The following is a 23452-nucleotide window of genomic DNA, read 5'->3' on the forward strand; positions in this document are numbered from 1 at the left end:
TTGCCGAAGGTATTTATGATACAACGTCATTGAAACAGCCAATGTCCGTACTCGAGACCACTGGACGGGACCTGTTCATCGATGGCGACTGGACGACTGCGTCGACCGACGAACGGTTCGCGACGATGGACCCTGCGACGGAAACCGAGGTCACGACGGTTGCGGCGGCAACGGCAGAGGACGTCGACCGCGCAGTGACCGCGGCCCGGGAGTCGGCCCCGGCCTGGCGCTCGAAACCACCTGCCGAACGGAGTCGGATCGTTCGCGCCGTCGCGGACCGTATTCGAGACGCCGCGAGCGAACTGGCTGCCATCGAGAGTCGAGACCAGGGGAAACCGCTCACACAGGCCCGCGACGACGTTGCGGACGCGGCTCGATACTTCGAATACTACGCTGGCGCCGCCGACAAGCTCGAGGGCGAAAGCATTCCGCTCGACGAGGGGAGCCTCAACCTCACCACGCGGGAACCGTACGGGGTAAGCGGCCAGATCATCCCGTGGAACTTCCCGTTGAGCATTACTGCCCGCGGGATGGCCCCGGCGTTAGTGGCCGGGAATACGGTGGTCGTCAAACCCGCACCGACGACGCCCCTCTCCGCGCTGTCTCTGGCGGAGATCTGTTCGGACGCCGGCGTTCCGGACGGCGTGGTGAACGTCGTCACCGGTGGAGCGGAACCGGGAGCAGCGCTTTCCGCACACGATGGCGTCGATCAACTCACCTTCACGGGGAGCGTCCCGACCGGAGAAGCGGTAATGCGATCCGCCGCGGAGACGATCACGCCGGTCACGCTCGAGTTGGGTGGAAAGAATCCCGCCATCGTAATGGCCGACGCCGATATCGATGACGCCGCGCGCTGGATCGCGACGGGGATCTTCACGAACGCCGGTCAGATCTGTTCGGCGGCCGACAGGGCGATCGTTCACGAATCGGTCTACGACGAGTTCATCGACCGCATCGTCGACCAGGCGGAGTCGTACACGCTCGGCCCCGGGCAGGACGATCCCGATATGGGGCCGCTCAACCACGCCGAGCACTTCGAGTCCGTCCTGGAATACGTCGATGTCGGTCTGGAGGAGGGGGCGACGCTCGAAACCGGCGGCGAACCGCTCGACCGTGACGGCCATTTCCTCCGGCCGACGGTGCTTTCGGACGTCGAGAACGATATGCGGATCGCGCAGGAGGAGATCTTTGGGCCGGTTCTCGCGGTGATTCCGTTTTCGGACCGCGAGGAGGCGGTCGAGATTGCGAACGACGTGGAGTTCGGACTCGCCGGTGGCGTCTTCTCCCGGGACGTCAAACGGGCATTGAACGTCGCTCGAGACGTCGACGCGGGAAGCGTCTACGTGAACGAGTGGTTCGGCGGGTCCGTCGAAACCCCGTTCGGCGGAATGGCCAAAAGTGGGATCGGCCGTGAGAAGGGATTCGAAGCCCTCGATTCGTATTCACAGACCAAGAGCATCTCGGTCAACCTCGGCGAGTAGGGTCCATTTGCCGTGGCCCGTCGTCGCGCCTCGCCGTGCCTCGTCGCTGCGGCCCGTCGCCGCGGCCCGTCGCCGCGGGAACCGATCTGTTCAACCCGATCCGGGCCCGAGCACGGGTATGCACGTCACCGTCGAGGTCATCGGCGAGGGGACCCACGAGCTCGCCTGCGAGCCCGAGGATACCTACGCCGATCTGATCCGGTCGGTGGGCTATAGCCCCCAGGAGGCCGCTGCGCTCGTCGACGGGTCGCCGGTTCCCGAGGACCGCGCCGTCGACGCCGAGCGCGTGACGGTCCTCCGACTCATCAAGGGCGGGTCCGGGCGCGGCTACGTGCCCGAGACGGTCGACTTCGAGGGCGCGAACGTCGGTCCGGGACCGGACCCGTTCGCCCTGTCCGACCTCGAAACGGATATTGCGGTCCTGCTGTTCCACCGCGACCACCTCTGTGGGAACTGTCGCACGCAGGTCAAGGCCGTCGTCTCGAACCACGACTCGCTCCGCGAGGCCGGCGTCGAGGCGGTGTCGATCCTGCCGGAGGACCGCGAGCGGGCTGCCGAGTGGGTGGCGGAGTATGACGTTCCCTACCCCTTCATCGCGGACCCGGAGACCGAGATCGCGAGCCAGTACGGCCAGTCGCGCCGATTCGGCCCGATCGGCCGGCGGATCGACCTGATCGGCCGGATGCCCGAGGTCGTGCTCGTCGATCTGCGCCGGGAGCCCGAAGTTCTCTGGCGGTACACCGGGTCCCACCCTGGCGACCGACCGGGGATCGATGCGATCCTCGAGGAGGCGCGGAAGTTCGCGTGAGGGTCCCCTCGAGCGACCCGCCAGCGGGGATCGCGATCCGGCCCGCCGAGGCGGGCGACGCCGTCGATGTCCTCCGAGTTCTCGAGGGTGCCTTGCTCGAGGTCGACGCCGAGACACTCCGGTCCGGGATCGAGGCCGGCCGCGTCCTCCTTGCGGAGACTGATCCTGAGTCCGGGAACGAACGAGCCCGGACCGTCGTCGGGGCACTCTCCCTGGTGCCCTGCGACGAACCGTCTCGGAGTGCGTGCGGCGACCGACTTCACGTCGACGCCGTGGCCGTCACGCGCCACCGGCGTGAGGCCGGAATCGGCTCCGCGCTCGTGCGGGCCGCGATCGACCTGGCTGCGGCACGCGAGGTGACCCGACTCACCGCCGCCTTCGAGAGCGATCTCCGTGAGTTCTACGCCGACCTCGGGTTCCGGATCGAGCCGGTCGAGGGAGCCGACCGGCTGCGTGGCGTCGTCGACGTCGGAGCGATCGATCGACGCTAACGGCGGGCCGGCGGGTAGCGGCGATCTGGTGTTCACACGGTGTCGACCCCATTCGACGTGCCTTTCCGGGTCGACCACGTCACGATCGGTATGAACGTGCGTTCGTCAGCGGCCGATTCCCGGACTGATCCACGGGGATCGGGGAGGCATCCATGAGCGGGAAGGACGAGTACTACAACCGCTCCAAGCAGGAGGGCTACCGCAGCCGGGCCGCCTACAAGCTCCGGCAACTCGACGAGACGGCCTCGCTGTTCGACCGGAACGACACCGTCGTCGACCTGGGCGCGGCGCCGGGCGGCTGGCTGCAGGTCGCCGCAGAGCGCGTCGGCGCCGGTGGGACCGTGGTCGGCGTCGACCTCCAGCGAATCCGGGATCTCGATCCGGATGCGGATGGGGGCGAGGACGACTGGGGCGACGGCGACGTCGCGAGCGTCGAGACGATCCGGGGCGATATGACCGAGGCGAAGACCCAGGACCGCCTCCGCGAGACGATCGGTGACCGTGGGGCCGACGTCGTCGTCTCGGATATGGCGCCGAATATGACTGGCGAGTACAACCTCGACCACGCCCGGTCGGTCCACCTCGCACGACAGGCGTTCGAGGTCGCGCTGGACCTCCTGGCGCCCGGCGGCGATCTCGTCGTCAAGGTGTTCCAGGGGCAGGATCTCGAGGCGCTTCAGGACGACATCGAGGCGGAGTTCGAGTACGTCCGCGTCGTCTCCCCGCCCGCCTCGCGCGACTCCTCCTCGGAGGTGTACCTCGTCGCGAAGGGGCTGATGACCGCGCCCGTCGAGGCGGGTGACCGGGTTTCGGTCGAGATCGAGGACGTCGGCGACGAGGGCGACGGGATCGCCACGGTGGACGGCTACACGCTGTTCGTGCCCGGCACCGAGGCCGGCGAGACCGTCGAGATCGTCGTCGACGACGTCAAGCCGCGGTTCGGCTTCGCCGAGCGCGTCGACTGAGTCCGGTCGGTTGCCCCCGGTCTCGGCAGCGGCGATCGAGACCGGTCGTTCGAGACCGCCTGCGGGCCCGATCCCGCAGTAGCGACGGATCGACCGACCCCGGAACCCTTTTGGCCGAACGCCAGCCACACAACGGTAATGAGCACGCTCGAAGCCGAATATCGCCTCGACTATTTCGAGGAGGAGGGCTTTCACCGACGGGAGTGTTCCTCCTGTGGCGTCCACTTCTGGACGCGCGATCCGGACCGAACGACGTGTGGCGAACCGCCGTGTGCGGACTACAGCTTCATCGGCGACCCCGGGTTCGACGAGGCGTACACGCTCGAGGAGATGCGGGAGGCATTCCTCTCCTTCTTCGAGGACCACGACCACGAGCGGATCGACCCCTATCCGGTCGCGGCGAACCGCTGGCGCGACGACGTCCTGTTGACGCAGGCGTCGATCTACGACTTCCAGCCGCTGGTGACCTCCGGCAAGACGCCGCCGCCGGCGAACCCGCTTGCGGTCTCCCAGCCCTGCATCCGGATGCAGGACATCGACAACGTCGGCAAGACGGGTCGGCACACGATGGCCTTCGAGATGATGGCCCACCACGCGTTCAACGTCCGGGAGGACGCCGACGAGGAGTACGCCTACGAGGGCGAGGTCTACTGGAAGGACGAGACGGTCAGGTACTGTGACGAGTTCTTCGAGTCGATGGGTGCGACCCTCGAGGAGATCACCTACATCGAGGATCCCTGGGTCGGCGGCGGCAACGCGGGCCCGGCGATCGAGGTCATCTACAAGGGTGCGGAGCTGGCCACGCTCGTCTTTATGTGTATGGAGCAGGACCCCGACGGCGACTACGAGCTCAAGGACGGGAACACCTACTCCTATATGGACACCTACATCGTGGACACCGGGTACGGCCTCGAGCGCTGGACCTGGATGAGCCAGGGGACGGCCACGGTCTACGAAGCGATCTATCCCGACGCCATCGAGTTCCTCAAGGAGCACGCCGGGATCGACTACTCCGAGGAGGAGCAGGCGATCGTCAACCGGGCGGCGAAACTCGCCGGCCGGCTCGACATCGACGACGTCGACGATATGGAGGCCGCCCGCGGCGACATCGCCGCGAAGCTCGACGTCGACGTCGACGAGCTGCGCGACCTCCTCGAACCGCTCGAGGACATCTACGCGATCGCCGACCACTCCCGGACGCTCGCGTACATGTTCGGCGACGGGATCGTCCCCTCGAACGTCGGGACCGGCTACCTCGCCCGGATGGTGCTCCGACGCACCAAGCGGCTCGTGGACACGGTCGGCGTCGACGCTCCGCTCGACGAGCTGGTCGATATGCAGGCCGAGCGGCTCGGCTACGAGAACCGCGACACGATCCGCGACATCGTCCGGACCGAGGAGCGAAAGTACCGGAAAACGCTCGACCGCGGCGCCCGGAAGGTCGAATCGATCGCCGACGAATACGCCGGCACCGGCGAAGCGATCCCCACCGAGACGCTCATCGAGATGTACGACTCCCACGGGATCCAGCCCGATATGGTCGCCGACATCGCCGCGGAGCGCGGCGCGACCGTGGACGTCCCCGACGACTTCTACGGGCTCGTGGCGGACAGACACGAGGAAGTCACCGACGAGGAGACGGGTGAGCGTGACGACCGGCTCGCGGACCTGCCCGAGACGGAGAAGCTGTATTACGACGACCAGGACCGGCTGGAGTTCGAGGCGGTCGTCCTCGACGTCTTCGAGGTCGAGGCGGACGACGGGGAGACGACCGACGATGACGTCTACGACGTCGTCCTCGACCAGACGATGTTCTACCCCGAGGGCGGGGGCCAGCCCGCCGACCACGGCAGCCTGACCGCCGGCGAGACGACCGTCGAGGTGACCGACGTCCAGGAGGCCGACGGCGTCGTCCTGCACCGCACCGACGGCGACCCGGGAACGGGGGAGTTCGTCCGCGGACAGATCGACGGGGAACGTCGCCGCCGGTTGATGCGCCATCACACGGCCACCCACCTCATCGGCCACGCCGCTCGCGAGGTGCTCGGCGATCACGTTCGGCAGGCCGGTGCCCAGAAAGGACTCGACTCGTCGCGGCTCGACGTCCGCCACTACGAGCGGATCTCCCGTGAGGAGGTGACGGCGATCGAGCGCGTTGCCAACGATCTCGTGATGGAGAACCTGCCGGTCGACCAGGAGTGGCCCCACCGCCACGAGGCCGAGGCTGAACACGGGTTCGACCTCTATCAGGGCGGGATCCCGCCGGGAACGAACGTTCGCCTGATCCACGTCGGTGACGCGGACGTGCAAGCGTGCGCGGGAACGCATGTGGGACGAACCGGTGACATCGGGGCCGTGAAGGTGCTCAAGACGGAGCCGGTCCAGGACGGCGTCGAGCGTCTCGTCTTTGCCGCGGGAACCGCGGCGCTGGAGGCGACCCAACGGACCGAGGACGCCCTGTATGACGCCGCCGACGTCCTCGACGTCGACCCGCTCGACGTGCCGGACACGGCCGAACGGTTCTTCCAGGAGTGGAAGGAACGGGGCAAGGAGATCGACCGGCTCACCGACGAGCTGGCGGCGGCCCGTGCCTCGGGTGCCGACGACGCCGAGGAGATCGAGCTCGACGGCGTGACGGTCGTCGTCCAGCGACTCGATGCGGACTCGGAGGAACTGCGTGCCACCGCGAACGCGATGGTCGAGGAGGGGACGGTCGCGGTACTGGGATCGGGACACGACGGTTCCGCCCAGTTCGTCGTCGGAGTTCCCGACGACGTGGACGTCAACGCCGGGGAGATCGTCAGCCGGCTGGCACAGCAAGTCGGCGGCGGTGGCGGCGGGCCGCCGGACTTCGCCCAGGGGGGCGGCCCGGACGTCGACGCGCTCGACGACGCGCTCGAGGCGGCCGGCGAGACCGTTCGATCGCTCCGGCGGGCCTGAGTAGGCGGTCGGCGGGGGACCGCAACTCCTGATCGCGAGTCAGCGTTTGCGCAGCGTCCCGTCGCAGGCCGGGCAGCGATCGTGTGTCGACCCGGCGAGCTCGAGCGTTCGCTCGTTGAAGCAGTTCGAACACAGCAACGTTCCGCACTTCGAGCACTCGTACCCGTCCAGGCTGCCGATACCGAGCCGCGTGAGCAGCCCCGAGTTCGCCTCGAGCTCCTGCTCACACCGGGCACACTGTGGCATACGTTGGCGATATGTTGAGTGGTATCAATGAACCTATCGATCCGTCGAATCGTGTTGCGGCCCCCTCCGTCGACGTATCACCCGCCTATCGTCGGACCTGCCGCTGACCCGCCACCGGAACGGTCAACACGCCCGCGTGACGATCCGGAGACGTGGCATACGCCGTACACGATTCCGTCTCCATCCGGTATGCGATCGATGGTTCCGGCCCCGCGGTCGTCTTCGTCGGCGACATCGGGCTCGGTGCGTGGCAGTTCGCCTGGCAACACGGCGCGGTCGCCGGCCCGTATTCGGCGATCACACCCGAGCCGCGCGGGATCGGTCGCTCCGACGCGCCGACCGGTCCCTACACGATCAACGATCTGACGGACGACGTTACGGCCGTCCTCGCCGACGCCGGGATACGGTCGGCACATCTCGCCGGCTACGGACTCGGCGGCCTGGTCGCGATGGCGACGGCGATGGATTCGACGCGCGTACGGAGCCTCGTTCTGATCGGGACGCCGACGTGCGGCGACGCGTTCGACATCGACCGGCTGTGGGCCGATCCGGCCGACCGGACCGCGGTCGAAGCGGCCACGACCGCGATCCTGTCGGACGCCTTCCGGCGTGATCATCCCGACGACGTCGAGCGGATCGTCGAGTGGCGGACCGCGGAGGACGCGTCCCCGGACACGGTCGCCGCCCATCGTGCCGCGTTGGCCGACGTCGATCTTTCCGACCGGCTCCATGAACTCACCACCCCGACGCTCGTCGTTCACGGGACCGGGGACACGATCTGTTCTCCCGATCAGGGTCAACGGCTCGCTGATGGATTGCCGCGGGGGACGTTTCGGCCGATGGAGGACGTCGGTCACTTCGCCGGGATCGAGGCATCGGGTGCGCTCAACGACGCGCTCCTCGGCTGGCTCGTCGATCACGCCGATCGCGACGTCGATGCGTAGCCGACCGATCTCGCGTGAAGTCGACCGATCTCGCGTGATCGATCCCGCGTCGGGAGTCGCGGCAGCGATCGCGAGGGGCACAACCGTTTTTACACCCAGACGGCTATCCACGCACGATGGCACGACCCCGCATCGCCCTGCTCAACGCGGCCCACGACGCCGCGAACACCCGTCGGAACTTCCGCCGGGAGCTCGACGCGGCTCTCGTCGAGTTCCACGCCGCAACGGGTGAGCTCCCGAACGGATACGACTTCGACGCCCTCGTCATCACCGGCTCCCGGTCGTCGGTGTACTGGGACGAGGAGTGGATCCCGCCGCTCATCGAGTACGTCGCCACGGCAACCGACCGCGGGATCCCGACGCTCGGCGTCTGTTACGGGCATCAGGTGCTCGCTGAAGCGCTCGGTGGACGGGTCGCCGGGATGGACGACTTCGAACTTGGCTACTCGGAGATCACCCACCACGGCGACGAGCTGTTCGCGGGCATCGACGAGGAGTTCACCGTGTTCACCTCCCACGGCGACGCCGTCGTCGAGCTTCCGCCGGGAGCGGAACTGCTCGCGGAGAACGAGTACGGCATCCACGCCTTCCGCGACGGCCACAACTGGGGGCTGCAGTTCCACCCCGAGTACGATATGGAGACGGCCGCGGACGTCGCCGACGGCAAACGCGATCGGATCGGGGACGCTCGCGTCGACGCCGCGATCGCGGGGATAACGCCGGAGAACTACGCGGCGGCCTGCGAGGTCAAGCAGGTGTTCCGGAACTTCACCGAGTACGTTCGGGACGTTTCGGGACTCACTGCGGACGGTTCGGCACCTGATCGCGCAGTGGCCGAACCCCGCGCCGACGACTGAACCGTCGACTCCAACCGTTGACTCCGTATCGTCGCCACTAGACCGACGATCACGATCGAAACGCCAGCGGCGGGACTCCGAACCCGGAGACGTTGCCCGGCCGGCGCACCGCCACGCGGGTGTGACCCGTTTGCAAACATCTTTTGCCGTCGTCCACGTCGGATCGACCAATGCTCGATTACGTGGGTCTCGAGGACGACCTGACCGAGGAGGAGCGGATGATCCGGGACACGGCGCGTCGGTTCGTCGACGAGAACGTCCGGCCGACGATCGGCGACCACTTCGAGGCGGGGACGTTCCCGACGGAGCTCATCCCCGAGATGGGTGAGTTGGGGTTTTACGCCCCGAACCTGGAGGGCTACGGGTCGCCGAACGTCTCCGAGACGGCCTATGGACTGTTGATGCAGGAGCTCGAAGCGGGCGATTCGGGGCTGCGATCGATGGCCAGCGTTCAGGGGGCGCTCGTGATGTATCCCATCCACGCCTTCGGTAGCGAGGACCAGAAGGAGGAGTGGCTCCCCGACCTCGGCACCGGCCAGGCGGTGGGTTGTTTCGGGCTTACCGAACCCGAACACGGGTCGAACCCCTCGAGGATGGAAACGTATGCCGAACGGGACGGCGACGAGTACGTGCTCAACGGCTCGAAGACGTGGATCACGAACTCTCCCATCGCTGACGTCGCCGTCGTCTGGGCCAGGGATCGCTCCGCGGCCGGCGACGCCGACGATGACGGTCCGGTTCGAGGCTTCCTCGTCGAGACCGACCGGGACGGCGTGACGACGAACGAGATCACGGAGAAGCTGTCGCTGCGGGCGTCGATCACCGGCGAGATCGGGCTCCAGAACGTCCGTGTGCCCGAATCGAGCGTCCTCCCGGGCGTCGACGGGATGAAGGGACCGCTGTCGTGTCTCACGCAGGCCCGGTACGGCATCGCCTGGGGCGCCGTCGGCGCGGCCCGCGACTGCTTCGAAACGGCCCGGGAGTACGCCACCGATCGCGAGCAGTTCGGCGGCCCGATCGCCCGGTTCCAGCTCCAACAGGAGAAGCTGGCCGAGATGGCGACCGAGATCACGACGAGCCAGCTGCTCGCCCATCGGCTCGCCGAGCTGAAGGAACGCAGCGACCTCCGTCCCCAGCACGTCTCGATGGCGAAACGGAACAACGTCCGGATGGCCCGCGAGCAGTCCCGGGTCGCCCGCGAGATGCTCGGCGGCAACGGGATCACCACGGACTACTCGCCGATGCGCCATCTCGCCAACCTCGAGACCGTCTACACCTACGAGGGAACCCACGACATCCACACGCTCATCCTGGGCCAGGACCTCACCGGAATCGCGGCGTTCGAGTGACGTGTTCGAGTGACGCGTCCACGATCGATGGGGTTTCTCCCCGATACGGTCGAACTATTCCGTCGCTGCCCCTCCGTTTCGGGCTGCACGTTCCCGACGGGATACCCACCGATTCCGTCGTTCGGATGTGGTAATGAGACGCATACTTTTATCCCCGGATGAAATAGCGACTCACGATGACGACGTCAGCCCGCAAGGGACCGACGACGCTCGACCTGTCCCGGGAGGGATCGTGGGTTGCACACGCAGCGCTCGTCCGCTCGGGGCGCGAGGCGACCGAGGCGGGTGAAGCGCGGCCGATCGAGTGTCGGTTGTTGGAGAAGCTCGAGGACGACGACCCGTTCAAGGCGGCCGAGCTCTCGGCGCTGCGTGACGCGTTGGTGGTCTATCTCGGCGACGCACCGCTGCGTGACCGGGCTCCGGGTCGAGAGGCATTGCGGGCGGTCACCGCTGCCATCGACCCGGCGGACCCGACGTCGACGTCGACGGCACCGTGACCGGCGACGTCGACCGGTGGCTGCTCGATCGTGTCTCCCGACCGGCTGGTTCGATGGGGAACCTGTCGGTTCGGATTGACGGGACCGATCGGATCGGGTGGACGAAACCGGCCGGGTCGGATGGAAGAGGTTTTAACGACGCCGCGGAAAGTACGGGCCACTATGGGTAAGAAATCGAAGGCCAAGAAGAAGCGTCTGGCCAAAAAGGAGCGCCAGAACCAGCGTGTCCCCTCGTGGGTTATGATGAAGACCGATATGAACGTCACCCGCAACCCGAAGCGGCGCAACTGGCGGCGAAGCGACCTCGACGAGTAAGGATCCATACGAATGAGCACCAACGACTTCGAGGAACGCGTCATCACGGTCCCGATCGGCGGCATCTCGGACAAGCCGGTCCAGAAGCGAGCCGACTACGCGATGCGAACGGTTCGGTCGCATCTCGCACAACACTTCTCGGTCGAGGAGGACGAGGTCCGCCTGGATCCGAACATCAACGAGGCGGTTTGGGCCAATGGCCGACAGAACCCGCCGAGCGATCTCCGCGTCCGCGCCGCCCGGTTCGTCGAGGACGAGGAGCCGATCGTCGAAGCAGAGCACGCGGAGTAACCGTTTCGTGCTACGGACGTCCTTCGTCGGGTCGTCGTACGTCGGCGTGTTCGCACGGGTCACGGACGACGTCCTCCTGGTACGACCGGACATCGACGACGACCTGCAGGCGGATCTCGAAACGGAACTCGGCGCGACGGCCGTCGCGACCACGGTCGGCGGGTCGAACACCGTCGGTGCGCTCGCAACCGGCAACGAGAACGGCATCGTCGTCTCCCCGCGGACCACCGACCGCGAGATGCGGCGCATCGAGGAGACCGCCGACCGTGAGGTCCGTGAACTCCCCGGCACGCTCAACGCCGCCGGCAACGTGATCCTCGCGAACGACTACGGCGCGTACGTCCACCCGGACCTCGATCGGGAGGCCGTCCAGCTGGTCCGGGAGACCCTCGAGGTCCCCGTCCAGCGCGGCGACCTCGCCGACGTCCGGACCGTGGGAACGGCGGCCGTCGCGAACAACACGGGCGCGCTGTGTCACCCCCAGTCCCGTGAACCCGAACTCGAGGCGATCGAGGAGCACCTCGACGTCTACGCCGATCTCGGGACGATCAACTACGGCGGCCCGCTCGTCGGTTCCGGGCTCGTCGCCAACGACACGGGCTACGTGGTCGGAGAGGATACGACCGGTCCGGAGCTTGGCCGCATCGAGGACACGCTCGGCTTCATCGACTGACGACGGTCTTGCCGTCGGCATCCTTTAGGAAGATACTTCCCTGTCCCTCCCGGATTCGGGGATATGAGTCACTTCACGGTTAGCGGACGGTTCCAGACGCGCTACGGCCACCAGGAGTTCACCAAGACGGTCGAGGCGCCCAACGAGAACGTCGCCCGTGACCGAATCTACTCCCAGGTCGGCAGCCAGCACGGCGTCAAGCGACCCAAGATCGACCTCGAGTCGGTCGCCGAAGCCGAGGAGGCCGCAGCATGATGGGTGGCGGCGGACAGCAGGAACTCCAGCAGCTCTCCCAGGAACTGCAGGCGCTTGAAGAACAGATCGAGGCGCTCGAGGGCGAGGTCAACGCCTACCGCCAGGAGCAGCAGGGGATCGACGAGGCGATCGAGGCGATCGAGACCCTCGAGACCGGATCGACGATCCAGGTCCCCCTCGGCGGCGGCGCTCACGTCCGTGCGGAGGTTCAGGACATCGACGAGATCGTCGTCTCCCTCGGCGGCAACTACGCGGCCGAACAGGAACAGACGGACGCGATCGAGTCCCTGCGAACCAAACAGGACGCCCTCGACGACCGCATCGAGGAGACCCAGGCGGAGATCGACGAGCTCGAGGACGAAAGCAGCGAGCTCGAACAGCAGGCCCAGCAGATGCAACAGCAGATGCAGCAACAGCAGATGCAGCAGCTGCAGCAGCAGGCCGACGACGAGTAATCACGCTCCCGACCCCACGTAGGCGGGCAGCTGCAGGTGCTGATCGACGACCGACGGCGACCATTCAGGAGCGATCATCGTGTTTGACGGACTGAAGGACAAACTGAACGACTTCCGCAAGGACGTCGAGGAGACGACCGACGAGCAGGACCCGGATGCGACCGACGACGCACCCGACGATGCGTCCGGAACGGACTCGGACGCCGCCGATCCCGGCGCCGCGTCGGCCGAACCGGCGACGGAGTCGGCTGATCGCGGGACTGGCGGCGCTCCGGGCGACCCGGACGACGACTCGCCGGCCGAAACGGATGCAGCCGCCGACGACGGCTCGGAGCCGAGCACCCTCCAGCGCGCGAAGGCGTTCGCGACCGGCCGCATCATCATCGAGGAGGAGGACCTCGAGGACCCGCTGTGGAACCTCGAGATGGCCCTCCTCGAAAGCGACGTCGAGATGAGCGTCGCCGAGGCGATCCTCGACACCGTTCGCGAGACGATGCTCGGCGAGACGCGCAAGCAGGTCGAAACGACCGGCGAGCTCGTCGAGGAGGCGCTCCACGACGCGTTGTTGGACGTGATCGCGGTCGGGCAGTTCGACTTCGAGGAGCGGATCGCGAACGCGGACAAACCCGTCACCATCGTCTTCACCGGCGTCAACGGCGTCGGCAAGACCACCTCGATCGCGAAGCTCTCGGAGTGGCTCGCCGACCACGGCTATTCGTCGGTGTTGGCCAACGGCGACACCTACCGCGCCGGCGCGAACGAACAGATACGCGAGCACGCAGACCGGCTCGACCGCAAGATCATCAGCCACGAGCAGGGCGGCGATCCGGCGGCCGTGATCTACGACGGCCTCGAGTACGCGAAGGCCAACGACGTCGACGTCGTCCTCGGCGACACGGCCGGCCGGCTCCACACCTCCGACGACCTGATGGCCCAACTCGAGAAGATCGACCGCGTCGTCGACCCCGACCTCACGCTGTTCGTCGACGAGGCGGTCGCGGGTCAGGACGCAGTCACGCGCGCCGAGCAGTTCAACGAGGCGGCCGCGATCGACGGCGCCATTCTCACCAAGGCCGACGCCGACTCCTCGGGAGGGGCGGCGATCTCCATCGCGTACGTCACCGGCAAGCCGATCCTCTTTCTGGGCACCGGGCAGGGGTACGACGACATCGAGCGGTTCGACCCCGAGCGGCTGGTCGACCAGCTCCTCGGCGCCGACGAGTCGTAGCCGGGTCCGTTCTCGGCGGACGTCCCCATCGCGACCGCGACGAACAAAGCCTTTAGCGTTCGGGTCCCCTACTGGTGACAAATGGTACTCGACGATCTCGGGAGCTCCCTTCGCGGCACGCTCGATACGCTGCAAGGGAAATCCCGGCTGAGCGAGGACGACGTCGAGGCGATCGTCAAGGAGATCCAACGGTCGCTGCTGTCGGCCGACGTCGACGTCTCGCTCGTGATGGAGCTATCGGACGCGATCGAATCCCGGGCGCTCGAGGAGGAGCCGCCCGGCGGAACGACCGCCCGCGACCACGTCCTCAAGATCGTCTACGAGGAGCTCGTGGACCTGGTGGGTGATTCGACCGAGTTACCCCTCGAGTCACAGACGATCCTGCTTGCGGGCCTGCAGGGGTCGGGGAAGACGACCTCCGCGGCCAAGATGGCCTGGTGGTTCTCGAAGAAGGGACTCCGTCCCGCGGTGATCCAGACGGACACCTTCCGCCCCGGCGCCTACGACCAGGCGAAGCAGATGTGCGAGCGGGCGGAGGTCGAGTTCTACGGCGATCCCGATGCGGAGGATCCCGTTCAGATCGCCCGCGACGGGCTCGAGGAGACGGCCGACGCCGACGTCCACATCGTCGACACCGCCGGCCGCCACGCGCTCGAGGACGACCTCATCGCGGAAATCGAGGCGATCGAGACCGCCGTCGACCCGGACCGGTCGCTGCTGGTGCTCGACGCGGCGATCGGCCAGGGCGCCAAGGAGCAGGCGAGCCAGTTCGAGCAGTCGATCGGGATCGAGGGCGTCGTCATCACCAAGCTGGACGGAACCGCCAAGGGTGGCGGGGCGCTCACCGCGGTCAACGAAACCGACTCCTCCATCGCCTTCCTCGGGACCGGCGAGACGGTTCAGGACATCGAACGGTTCGAACCCTCCGGGTTCATCTCCCGGCTGCTCGGAATGGGCGATCTCAAGCAGCTCTCCGAGCGCGTCGAACGCGCGATGGCCGAAACCGGCGATGATGACGAGGACTGGGACCCCGAGGACCTGCTTGAGGGGAGTTTCACCCTGAAGGACATGCAAAAGCAGATGGAGACGATGAACAAGATGGGGCCCCTCGACCAAGTGATGGACATGATCCCCGGGATGGGTGGCGGGATGATGGACCAACTGCCCGACGACGCCATGGACGTCACCCAAAACCGGATGCGGGATTTCGAGGTGGCGATGGACTCGATGACCGACGAGGAACTCGAGAACCCGCGGGTCATCGGCCAGTCACGTGTCGAGCGGATCGTCCGTGGCTCCGGCATCGAGGAGGAGACGGTCCGGGAACTGCTCGAACAGCACAAGATGATGGATCAGACCATCTCACAGTTCCAGGGGATGGGCGACGGAGATATGCAGCGGATGATGAAGAAGCTTGAACAGGGCGGCGGTGGCGGCGGCCTCGGCGGGATGATGGGCGGCGGCAAGGGCCCGTTCGGCTGACTCCCGTCCCGAGCACCGTACGTCGATCGGGGGCGGCCGCTCGCTCGACTACGCGGTGTAGTAGTACTCGCCGGTCCGTTTCTGTTCGCGGTCCTTCTGCGACTCGGGTTTGTTGATGCGTGGCCGACCGGTTCGTTCGTCGCGCCGGAACGTGATGTCCAGGTTCGCCAGGAAATCGTTCATCCCCGCGCGCATCTCCTGTGGGGGCGTCGCGTGACCGTGATCGGCCGGCTCGCCGTCGAAGACCATCAGCCGGTCCGCGAGCAGGTCGACCACGTAGATGTCGTGGTCGATGACGAGAACGGTCGCGTCGTGGTTCTCGGCGTAGCGACGGATCGCCGAGGTCGCCTGCACGCGCTGTTCGACGTCGAGGTGTGCGGAGGGTTCGTCGAGCACGTACAGGTCGGCGTCCTCCGAGAGGCACGCGGCGATGGCGACGCGCTGGCGCTCGCCGCCCGACAGGTCCGTGAGGTTCTGTTCCATGATCCGGCCGAGCTGGAGCGGCTCGGCGATCTCCGTGTTCCAGTAGGAGGTTCCGACCCGGTCGGTGATCGACGAGAGGAACGCGTCGACCCGGATCGGCTGGTCGATCTCGATGTACTGCGGCTTGTAGGCGATGTCGAGCGCGAACTCCAGGGATCCCTCGTCGGGTTCGAGCGATCCGGCGAACAGCTTCGCGAGCGTCGACTTGCCGATCCCGTTCGGACCGACGATCCCGAGGACCTCCGACTCGTAGATGGTTCCGCCCTCGACTTCGAGGGAGAACTCGCCCTCGCCGTAGGACTTCCGGAGATCCGGGTACTCCACGAGCGCGGTTTCCTTCGAGGAGACGCGAGGCGCGTGCTCCTCGAAGGTGATCGAGTCGGGCCGGATTCGCATGTTCTCGTTGTCGAGATATCCCTCCAGGTACTCGTTGATCCCGTTTCTGACGGACTTCGGATCGGTGATCACGCCGTAGGCACCGGGTTCGCCGTAGGCGACGTGGAGGGTGTCCGCAAGCAGGTCGAGGATCGCGAGGTCGTGTTCGACGACCAGCATCGACCGGTCGTCGTCCTCGGCGAGCTCCCGGATGAGTCGGGCAGCGGTCATCCGCTGGCCGATGTCGAGATAGGGCGTGATCTCATCGAGGAAGTAGAAGTCGGCGTCCCGAGCCAGACAGGCGGCGATCGCCACCCGCTGGAGCTCGCCGCCGGAGATCGAGTCGATGTCCTGGTCCATCACCGGTCGGATGTTGAGCCGGTCGATGAGTTCATCGAGTGCCCCCCGCTCGTCGGTGTGTTCGAGCAGGTCGCGGGTGTTGCCGTCGAACTGTTTCGGGATCTGGTCGACGTACTGGGGCTTTCGCGCGACCGAGATCGACCCCTCTCGGAGCGTCTCGAGGTAGGTCTGGAGCTCGGTGCCGCGGAACCGGTCGATGACGGCTTCCCAGTCCGGTTCGTCGCCGTGCCGACCCAGGTTCGGGGTCAATTCGCCGGCGAGCGCGTGAACGGCGGTCGATTTCCCGATCCCGTTCGGACCCAGGATCCCCGTCACTGAACCCGGCTCCGGAACCGGCAGGCCGTACAGCGAGAAGGCGTTCTCGCCGTATCGGTGGACGGGGTCCTCCGAGAGCTCGGACGGGAGGTTGATGATCTCGATCGCGTCGAAGGGACACTTCTCGACGCAGATACCGCACGTCTCGCCGAGACAGATCTCCTCGGAGATGTGGACCTGGTCGGGATCGCCGTCGTCGGCGTCCTCCCCACGCAGCGTGATACACTCCTTGCCCGTTCTGTTCGGCGGGCAGTAGTTCATACACTCGTAGTTACACCGGTCCGGCTGGCAGCGGTCGAGGTCGACGACCGCGATGCTGTCGTCGGCCATCGGTTACAGTTGCACCCCCGAGTTGAGGAGGACCGCATACGAGATGAACCACAGCGTGAACGTCATGAACGCCACGTAGAGCGTATCCTTCACGCCGAAGTCGGTGACGTCGACGCCGACAACCTTCAGGATCGGGAACTGAACGGCCACGAACCCGGCCAGAACGAACAATGCCGTCGTCGATCCGGCATCGGCTGGGGCCGTCCCGACGTAGCTGGCCGACGCGATTCCGGCACCGATTCCGGCCAGACAGGCGATGGTCGTGACGACCACGCTGCGAGCGTGGCCCGTGATCCCCGAGTCGTCGCTCATACGTACGCGTCCGCTGGCGGCGGTGAAAAGGCGTTCGTTCCCGTACGACTGCCGATCGCCGGTCGGTGTCGGCGGGTCACCCGGACTCGCCCGCCGACGTCCCAGTGGTTCCGACGGTTCTCGGGACGACATCTCGAGCGCGCGCGAGCCATATCGCTGACTGCCCGGTCAGTTCACGTCCGGATCCACGCCATCGTACCAGCAACAATATCCGGTTTATCCGTCGAATCCCACCCCAATATCCGCCCACATCCCCCCGAAATCGGGGTTCCGCATCAACCTTTATCACGATGTGCTTTTTCGAGGCGAACAATGGCTGAAACAGAACAGGACGCGCTCGACGATGCCGAAACCCTCGAGGACCTACCGCCGAGCGCGAAGCTCGTGTTCAAGGTGCTCGAGTACAACGGAGCGCTCACACAGAAGGGGATCGTCGAGGAATCGATGCTTTCGGCACGGACGGTTCGATACGCTCTCGAACGTCTCGAACGGATCGGGGTCGTCGACGAGGACGTCTACTTTGCGGACGCCAGACAGAACCTCTATGAACTCACCGAGCCCGGGATCGAGGCCACCGCCGAGGAGGGTGAGGCCTGCTGTCACGCGGATTGACGCCGCTCGGCATCACGACTCCGATCCCGACCCCGCCGACCCCACCGACCCCGACGACCCCACCCACCACGCCGGTGTTCGTCGACGCGTCACCCGTCTTCGCTGTGGTTCTCGGTTGGCTCGCGGAGCCGTGTGATCGCCGACCGAACGGTCAACCCGATCGTGGCGAGCAGTCCGCTCGTCACCGCCAGCACGAACGCGAGCAACAGAAACCACCCGTCCGGCCCGAACACCGGATACTCGCGCGTGCCCGCCACGGGGCCGAACAGCTCGAGTACCCGGACCGCGTATGCGCCACCCCCAACCACGAGGCCGGCGATCCCGCCGATCGCGGCGTTCCGGCGGACGCCGAGGGCGACGAAGAAGGCCGATAGCGACGCGTCATCGGGATGATCCTCGCTCACGATCGGATCCACCGGTTGCTCGAGTATAGGGCCGTCGACATCTCGCCCCACAGCCACTGACCGGAGTCGGTTCCCAGCAGCAACTGGTTCCCATAACCGGTTCCCACAACCGGTTCCGTCCGATGACTGCGTCGATCGGATCCACTCAAGTGGTCGTCTCCCGAACCGACGGCCGTATGGATCGCCGGCCATCGCCTGCTTCGGTCTACGCCGACCTCCGGGATCGCCTCCGTGACGGTCCGTCCGACGTCTCGATCACGTCACTACCGGACGGATCGATCGACGTCCGCTGCCGCGTCGAGTTCGGTTCCGGGGGCGTGGTACGGTCCCGGAAACGGTTCGGCGAGGCGATCGCCTCGGGTGCTCACAAATCGGCTCGTCTCATCCCGACTGCCCGTGATTCCGGCGGACAGGCGGTGAACCTAGCGATCGGTGCCGACGCACTCGGCGCGGAGGTGTGTCTTCTCGGCCACCTCGACGCCGACGAACTGTCCTCGTTTCCGTTCCCGACCTACTCCTTCGGCAAGCCCGCGACCGTCCGCCTGCTTGAGTTCGCGGACGAAACCGTGATGCTTGCCGAGGAGACGCCGACGCTCCGCTCGTGGGGACGGACCGATCTATCCGCCGCCGTCGAGGCGATGGATGAACCGCTGTGTGCCGACGTCGTCTGTTGGGGCAACTGGGTGTCGGTTCCAGGAACCACCGCAATGCTTCGGCACGTCGCCGAGCGGCGTGACTCGGTTCCCGGGATCGTCCTCGTCGATCCGGGCGACCTCGTCGACAGCGATCCCGACGCGATCCGGGACCTGTTTGATGCACTGTCGGCGCTCGAGTCGGTTGCGGACGTCGTGTTCAACGCCAACCGACGCGAGATCCGTGCGTGCACCTCGGTCCTCGACCCGCCGGTGAAACCACCCGGAGACGAACCCCGTGCCGATCCCGAGTCGGTCGAGATCAGCACGGCCGACGACGACACACGGCTTCGGTCCCTTCGTGCGGCGGTCGGGCTCTCCGGCGTCGTGATGCACGCGGCCGACCGGAGCGCGATGGCGACTGCCGACCGTGACGCGGTCGTTTCGGTCCGGAACCTCGAAACGACCTCGCCGATCCGATGGACCGGCGGCGGAGACCGGTTCGGCGCCGGTCTCGCGGTCGGCCTCGGCGCCGGCTGGCCGGCTGAGACCGCGCTCGCCTGCGGCAACACGGCCGCATCGTACTACCTCACGCACGATCGGACCGGTGACGCCGCCGATCTCGCCAACTTCATCGAGGAGACGATCGATGAGTCCGACCGATCGGACTCTCACGACGACGTCGACCGTCGCTGAACACCCGGGCGTGTCCTTCGATTCGGCGTGTCTTACAGCGGTGACTCGACGTCGCCGCCGGTGCGGTCGTCGCCGTCCTCATCTCCGCCATCGCTGCCGGTGTGGCCGTCGCCGGCGTCGCTCTCGGACGTCCGGACCGTCCCTTCGTCGGCCGCATAGACGCCGGTCTCGTCGGTGACGTGCTCGAGGCGATCGGCCAACGCCGATCCCATATCGTAGGTATCCCGGACTGTCCGGGCGAGGATCCCGTCGTCGTCAAAGGCGACGAGCACCGCGACGTAGGGGTCGGCCGTCGGCCGCAGCAGAAACACTGCCCTGTCGCGATCGTCGTCGAGCCGGTCGTTGACCCGCGCTATCAGCGGTTCGATCGGGATCCGTCCGCTCCGGAGCTCGGCCAGGGTGTCCCGGTCGGATGCATCGGGGAACAGGTACAACGCCCCGTTCGGATCGCCGTCCTGGCCGCGGGTGGTCGTCGACACCACCGATTCCCCAGCGGCGCGGGCCCCGTTCCACGCCTCCCGTGCGGCCTCGAACATCCCGGTGACCTCGTCGGCGGCGTACAGACGCGTCCGGGAGACGATCTCAAACTCGATGAACCGGGCGGTTCCGTCCGTCCAGCCGACCGTCGCGTCGACGACGTACCCCGGTTCGAGGGGAGCCGTCGGGACCGCGTGCGGGCCGTCGATGTGCAGCGGTGCGTACGCCTCGGCCGCGTCCGGATCGTCCGGGGCGACCGGTTCCGACGGAAGCTCGACGACCGTGAACGAGGGCGACCGGTCATCCTCCGCCGACTCGTCATCATCCCCCCCGACACGTCGCTCCTGTATCCGAAACCGTCCCGACGTCGTCGGTTCCATACGGCGATCCAGTCGGTCCTGCCGGATAAGCCGGCTGATCCGGGCTACAGGTGTGAACACGTTTCGTCGTCCGGATCCGCATCGTTATGGGGGCGCGGCCCCAACGCCACGCCACGAATGGGATTTCTGGAGGACAAGGGCCGCGCGCGGCTCTTCTACAAGTATCTCTCGACGGTGTATGACCGGATCAACCCCTTCGTGTGGGACGAACGAATGCGCGCGGAGGCGCTCGACTGGCTCGACGTCGAGGCCGGTGATCGCGTGCTCGACGTCGGCTGCGGGACCGGGTTCGGCACCGAGGGATTGCTCGAGCACACCGACGACGTACACGCTCTCGACCAGAGCGTCCACCAGATGGAGAAGGCGTTCGCCAAGTTCGGCACACGCGATCGCGTCGCCTTCTACCGCGGGGACGCCGAACGGCTGCCCTTCGCCGACGACACCTTCGACGCCGTGTGGTCCTCCGGCTCCATCGAGTACTGGCCACATCCCGTGGCGGGGCTTCGTGAGATCCGCCGCGTCGCCAAGCCCGGCGCGTCGGTTCTCGTCGTGGGGCCGGACTACCCCAACTCCCACCTGCTACAGCGGCTGGCCGACGCGATCATGCTCTTTTATGACGCCGAGGAAGCCGACCGGATGTTCGAACGGGCCGGGTACGAGACCTATGAGCACCACATTCAGCAGGCCAAACCCGGGAGCCCGAAGGCGATTACGACGGTTGCGACCGTCCCCGACAGCTGAGCCCTCGCTCCCGACAGCTGATCCGTCGCCACCGTCTTCGGGACCGTCGTCCCGCTCCCGACCGCGTACCTTCGGCTCCCGACCGCGCTCCTTCTGGCCCCGATCACGTCGCCGTCGTCGTCAGCTTCGCCACCGGCTGGTCGCCGTCGAAGATGCGTAGTTCAACGGTCGTTCCCGGCGTGGGAACCGGATCGTTGGTCCCGGCGACGCGAAACGACGCGCTCTCTCCGGGGGAGAGCGTGGTGGTTCCGGCGCTGTTGAATGCCCCGGTCGGCCCCGGATCGAATCCGGCGGCCGAAAAGAAGGGTACGGGCGGTTGGTCAGCCAGCGGCTCCCCGTCGACACGCAGTCGAATCCGGAGGTCCGGGATGGAGAGCGCGTCACCGCCGCGGTGTCTCAGGGTGACCGTCCGGTCCTCGACGGACAGCGATACCGACGCCGTTGGTGCTGGCTCCATCGGGTCGACGGCGCTCGTGACGAGCACCGCCGATCCGCCGGCAAGGACCGTGACGAGCAGGATCAACAGCACGGTCCCGATCGGGGCGAACCCACGGGACGATCGGTTAGGCCGACGAGTTGGCGGGTCGGCGTCCGCGGTCGGTTTCATACCCCGTCTGCGTCGACTTCCGGTTAAAACCCTCGGCCGGTCATTCACTCTCGGACGACGGTTCCGGAACCCGGGGTAGATCCGTCGGCCTGATCTCGGAGATCCACGCGACGCGTGGGTCGTCGACGACCGTCACCCGGTGTGGTCGATCGGGTGACAGCAGCCAGAGCTCACCGTCGCGATCGGTCGTTCCGACTTCGCGACTGTCGTTGTCAGCGATCGCGACCGTCACGGTGGCGTTGGCGATCGGATCGCCGCCCGTTCGGTCGATCGCCTGCACCCGAACCGGTCCGGCAGGATACGTCCGCTCGACGACGAGATCGATGCCGTCCTGTGTCGTCGTGATCGTGTCGCCGTCGGCGAACGTCTCGAGGTCCCGTTGCTGGTGCTCGATGAAGATATCACCGTCCCCGGCGCTGACGAACGTCCGGAGCCGCCCTCCGTCGAACGGGACGGTCACCCGCGTCACGCCGCCGGTCCCGAGTGTGTCGGCCGACCCGCTCCGCTCGTCGATCCGTGGATACGCCGAGAGGGTCCGGTCGAGCGCCCGTTGGCTGTCACGGCCGCTCCCCTCGGCGGCTCGGTCCCAGCGGTCGCCGCGATACACCTCTCGAAGGTACTGGTCCCCGTCGATCGCCGCGAGGACCATCCCGTCCGCGTGCGTCTCGACGGCGATCCGATCGGGGGACGCCCCGCCGCGAAGCGTTTCGACGGCGTAGTCTCGAACTGGACCGGAGTAGACGGTGAGCCGGAACGCCAGCGATTCGGTTTGTAGGTCCGTCTCCGGCGTCTCCGATGCAAGCGCGTTCAGGACTTCGAGCCTCGTCCGGAGGACCTCCGCCGTCGACGAGATCCGAGCCAGCTCGATCACGAACTCCTGGTCGGTCAACTCCCCGTTCGTGTGTGCCTCGATCGCTTGGTGTTGTCGCTCGTAGAGCGTCGTTTCCGCCTCCCGGATCGCGTTTTTGGCGGCGACGAGGCGCCGCTCCCGTCCGCGTGCGCTCTCGGCGGCGCTGACGCGTTCGATGATCTCCGCGGTTCCGATCTCGGCCGTCGTCTCCGTCGTTTCGAGTCGACTTGCCGGACCGAGGCTCGCGCCGTGATGGGCGATCGAGACCGTCGTCGCACGGTCGATCGGCGGACCGAGGACGTGAATACGGGTATCGTTTTCGTCGGTCCCGTTCGATTCGGCCTGTGGAATTCCCCCGGTCTGGGTGATTCGCGCTGCGGGGTTCCCTGCCGATCCCGAACTGCGATCGCTGCCGATCGTGACTTCGCCATCGATCGTGGGTTCGTCTATGGACTCGCCCGGGTCGGCAGATCCCCCGGTGCCGACACCCCCGCCCCAGCCGACGACACCGGCCGGTCCCATCACGGCCGCAACCACCAGCGCTGCCGCACACAGGACAGGGAGGGCCCTCATCGAGCGGAGATCCGTCGGCATCGAATAA

General features: G+C 66.8%; 26 protein-coding genes and 1 pseudogene. 20 read left to right on the forward strand and 7 right to left on the reverse strand.

Features of this window, described 5'->3' with window-relative positions:
- The first annotated feature begins 41 nt into the window (after positions 1-41).
- From BLW38_RS01680 to alaS, 6 genes and pseudogenes are all read left to right on the forward strand, one after another.
- Positions 42-1481: an aldehyde dehydrogenase family protein gene (locus BLW38_RS01680; RefSeq protein WP_092813396.1), complete on the forward strand. Its 1440-nt coding sequence runs from the start codon at positions 42-44 to the stop codon at positions 1479-1481.
- Positions 1482-1599: 118 nt separating this feature from the next.
- Positions 1600-1809: pseudogene (gene samp2, locus BLW38_RS01685) on the forward strand (ubiquitin-like small modifier protein SAMP2); the annotation flags it as partial.
- A gap of 3 nt (positions 1810-1812) precedes the next feature.
- Positions 1813-2289 (forward strand): peroxiredoxin family protein, encoded by a 477-nt coding sequence (locus BLW38_RS01690; RefSeq protein WP_092815473.1) that lies wholly within the window; start codon positions 1813-1815, stop codon positions 2287-2289.
- Positions 2286-2780 (forward strand): GNAT family N-acetyltransferase, encoded by a 495-nt coding sequence (locus BLW38_RS01695; protein ID WP_092813398.1) that lies wholly within the window; start codon positions 2286-2288, stop codon positions 2778-2780. The genes BLW38_RS01690 and BLW38_RS01695 overlap by 4 nt, the downstream gene beginning before the upstream one ends.
- A 152-nt stretch (positions 2781-2932) precedes the next feature.
- Positions 2933-3745: a 23S rRNA (uridine(2552)-2'-O)-methyltransferase gene (locus BLW38_RS01700; protein WP_092813400.1), complete on the forward strand. Its 813-nt coding sequence runs from the start codon at positions 2933-2935 to the stop codon at positions 3743-3745.
- 138 nt (positions 3746-3883) lie between these two features.
- Complete coding sequence (alaS, locus tag BLW38_RS01705; protein ID WP_092813402.1) at positions 3884-6685, forward strand: alanine--tRNA ligase; 2802 nt, start codon at positions 3884-3886, stop codon at positions 6683-6685.
- A gap of 39 nt (positions 6686-6724) precedes the next feature.
- Here the strand turns inward: alaS and BLW38_RS01710 are convergent, their stop codons facing one another.
- The gene (locus BLW38_RS01710) at positions 6725-6931 is read right to left on the reverse strand and encodes a hypothetical protein (protein ID WP_092813404.1); all 207 of its coding nucleotides are present in this window, start codon (positions 6929-6931) and stop codon (positions 6725-6727) included.
- 152 nt (positions 6932-7083) lie between these two features.
- On the opposite strand from BLW38_RS01710, the gene BLW38_RS01715 reads away from it, so the two are divergent.
- The 11 genes from BLW38_RS01715 (at position 7084) to BLW38_RS01765 (ending at position 15277) form a co-directional block, all read left to right on the forward strand.
- Positions 7084-7875: an alpha/beta fold hydrolase gene (locus BLW38_RS01715; RefSeq protein ID WP_092813406.1), complete on the forward strand. Its 792-nt coding sequence runs from the start codon at positions 7084-7086 to the stop codon at positions 7873-7875.
- Positions 7876-7991: 116 nt separating this feature from the next.
- Complete coding sequence (locus tag BLW38_RS01720; protein WP_092813408.1) at positions 7992-8732, forward strand: type 1 glutamine amidotransferase; 741 nt, start codon at positions 7992-7994, stop codon at positions 8730-8732.
- A 170-nt stretch (positions 8733-8902) separates the two neighbouring features.
- Positions 8903-10081, forward strand: a complete 1179-nt coding sequence (locus tag BLW38_RS01725; protein WP_092813410.1) for an acyl-CoA dehydrogenase family protein — start codon at positions 8903-8905, stop codon at positions 10079-10081.
- 176 nt (positions 10082-10257) lie between these two features.
- A complete protein-coding gene (locus tag BLW38_RS01730; RefSeq protein ID WP_092813412.1) occupies positions 10258-10578 on the forward strand; it encodes a DUF7853 family protein in 321 nt (106 codons plus the stop codon).
- Positions 10579-10740: 162 nt separating this feature from the next.
- Positions 10741-10893, forward strand: a complete 153-nt coding sequence (locus BLW38_RS01735; protein WP_092813415.1) for a 50S ribosomal protein L39e — start codon at positions 10741-10743, stop codon at positions 10891-10893.
- 12 nt (positions 10894-10905) lie between these two features.
- Entirely contained in the window at positions 10906-11184 is a 279-nt protein-coding gene (locus BLW38_RS01740) for a 50S ribosomal protein L31e (RefSeq protein WP_092813418.1), read from the forward strand.
- Between the two features lie 7 nt (positions 11185-11191).
- Positions 11192-11857, forward strand: coding sequence for a translation initiation factor IF-6 (locus BLW38_RS01745; RefSeq protein ID WP_092813421.1), 666 nt, complete (start codon positions 11192-11194; stop codon positions 11855-11857).
- A 63-nt stretch (positions 11858-11920) separates the two neighbouring features.
- On the forward strand, positions 11921-12112 hold the full coding sequence (gene rpl18a / locus BLW38_RS01750) for a 50S ribosomal protein L18Ae (protein ID WP_092813424.1): 192 nt from the start codon (positions 11921-11923) through the stop codon (positions 12110-12112).
- On the forward strand, positions 12112-12567 hold the full coding sequence (gene pfdA / locus BLW38_RS01755; protein WP_092813427.1) for a prefoldin subunit alpha: 456 nt from the start codon (positions 12112-12114) through the stop codon (positions 12565-12567). The genes rpl18a and pfdA overlap by 1 nt, the downstream gene beginning before the upstream one ends.
- Positions 12568-12646: 79 nt before the next feature.
- Positions 12647-13795: a signal recognition particle-docking protein FtsY gene (gene ftsY / locus BLW38_RS01760; protein WP_092813430.1), complete on the forward strand. Its 1149-nt coding sequence runs from the start codon at positions 12647-12649 to the stop codon at positions 13793-13795.
- A gap of 81 nt (positions 13796-13876) precedes the next feature.
- On the forward strand, positions 13877-15277 hold the full coding sequence (locus BLW38_RS01765; protein ID WP_092813433.1) for a signal recognition particle protein Srp54: 1401 nt from the start codon (positions 13877-13879) through the stop codon (positions 15275-15277).
- 48 nt (positions 15278-15325) lie between these two features.
- Here BLW38_RS01765 and BLW38_RS01770 read toward each other — a convergent pair whose 3' ends face one another.
- Positions 15326-17140 (reverse strand): ribosome biogenesis/translation initiation ATPase RLI, encoded by a 1815-nt coding sequence (locus BLW38_RS01770; RefSeq protein ID WP_092813436.1) that lies wholly within the window; start codon positions 17138-17140, stop codon positions 15326-15328.
- A 3-nt stretch (positions 17141-17143) separates the two neighbouring features.
- Complete coding sequence (locus tag BLW38_RS01775; protein ID WP_092813439.1) at positions 17144-17452, reverse strand: EMC6-like membrane protein; 309 nt, start codon at positions 17450-17452, stop codon at positions 17144-17146.
- A 312-nt stretch (positions 17453-17764) separates the two neighbouring features.
- Here BLW38_RS01775 and BLW38_RS01780 point away from each other — a divergent pair, with 312 nt between their 5' ends.
- A complete protein-coding gene (locus BLW38_RS01780; RefSeq protein WP_092813442.1) occupies positions 17765-18064 on the forward strand; it encodes a MarR family transcriptional regulator in 300 nt (99 codons plus the stop codon).
- 89 nt (positions 18065-18153) lie between these two features.
- On the opposite strand, the gene BLW38_RS01785 is transcribed toward BLW38_RS01780, so the two are convergent.
- Positions 18154-18468 (reverse strand): DUF7536 family protein, encoded by a 315-nt coding sequence (locus BLW38_RS01785; protein ID WP_092815476.1) that lies wholly within the window; start codon positions 18466-18468, stop codon positions 18154-18156.
- A gap of 176 nt (positions 18469-18644) precedes the next feature.
- Between BLW38_RS01785 and BLW38_RS01790 the strand changes: the two genes are divergently transcribed.
- Positions 18645-19796: a PfkB family carbohydrate kinase gene (locus BLW38_RS01790; protein WP_177167395.1), complete on the forward strand. Its 1152-nt coding sequence runs from the start codon at positions 18645-18647 to the stop codon at positions 19794-19796.
- Between the two features lie 32 nt (positions 19797-19828).
- Here the strand turns inward: BLW38_RS01790 and BLW38_RS01795 are convergent, their stop codons facing one another.
- Positions 19829-20653 (reverse strand): DUF6663 family protein, encoded by an 825-nt coding sequence (locus BLW38_RS01795; protein WP_092813448.1) that lies wholly within the window; start codon positions 20651-20653, stop codon positions 19829-19831.
- A gap of 117 nt (positions 20654-20770) precedes the next feature.
- On the opposite strand from BLW38_RS01795, the gene BLW38_RS01800 reads away from it, so the two are divergent.
- The gene (locus BLW38_RS01800; protein WP_092813451.1) at positions 20771-21394 is read left to right on the forward strand and encodes a methyltransferase domain-containing protein; all 624 of its coding nucleotides are present in this window, start codon (positions 20771-20773) and stop codon (positions 21392-21394) included.
- A gap of 103 nt (positions 21395-21497) precedes the next feature.
- Here BLW38_RS01800 and BLW38_RS01805 read toward each other — a convergent pair whose 3' ends face one another.
- The gene (locus BLW38_RS01805; protein WP_092813454.1) at positions 21498-22001 is read right to left on the reverse strand and encodes a type IV pilin; all 504 of its coding nucleotides are present in this window, start codon (positions 21999-22001) and stop codon (positions 21498-21500) included.
- Between the two features lie 40 nt (positions 22002-22041).
- Entirely contained in the window at positions 22042-23424 is a 1383-nt protein-coding gene (locus tag BLW38_RS01810; RefSeq protein ID WP_143040782.1) for a DUF7094 domain-containing protein, read from the reverse strand.
- Between the last annotated feature and the right edge of the window lie 28 nt (positions 23425-23452).

The organism is Halopenitus malekzadehii (genome assembly GCF_900108505.1).
Lineage (GTDB): Archaea > Halobacteriota > Halobacteria > Halobacteriales > Haloferacaceae > Halopenitus > Halopenitus malekzadehii.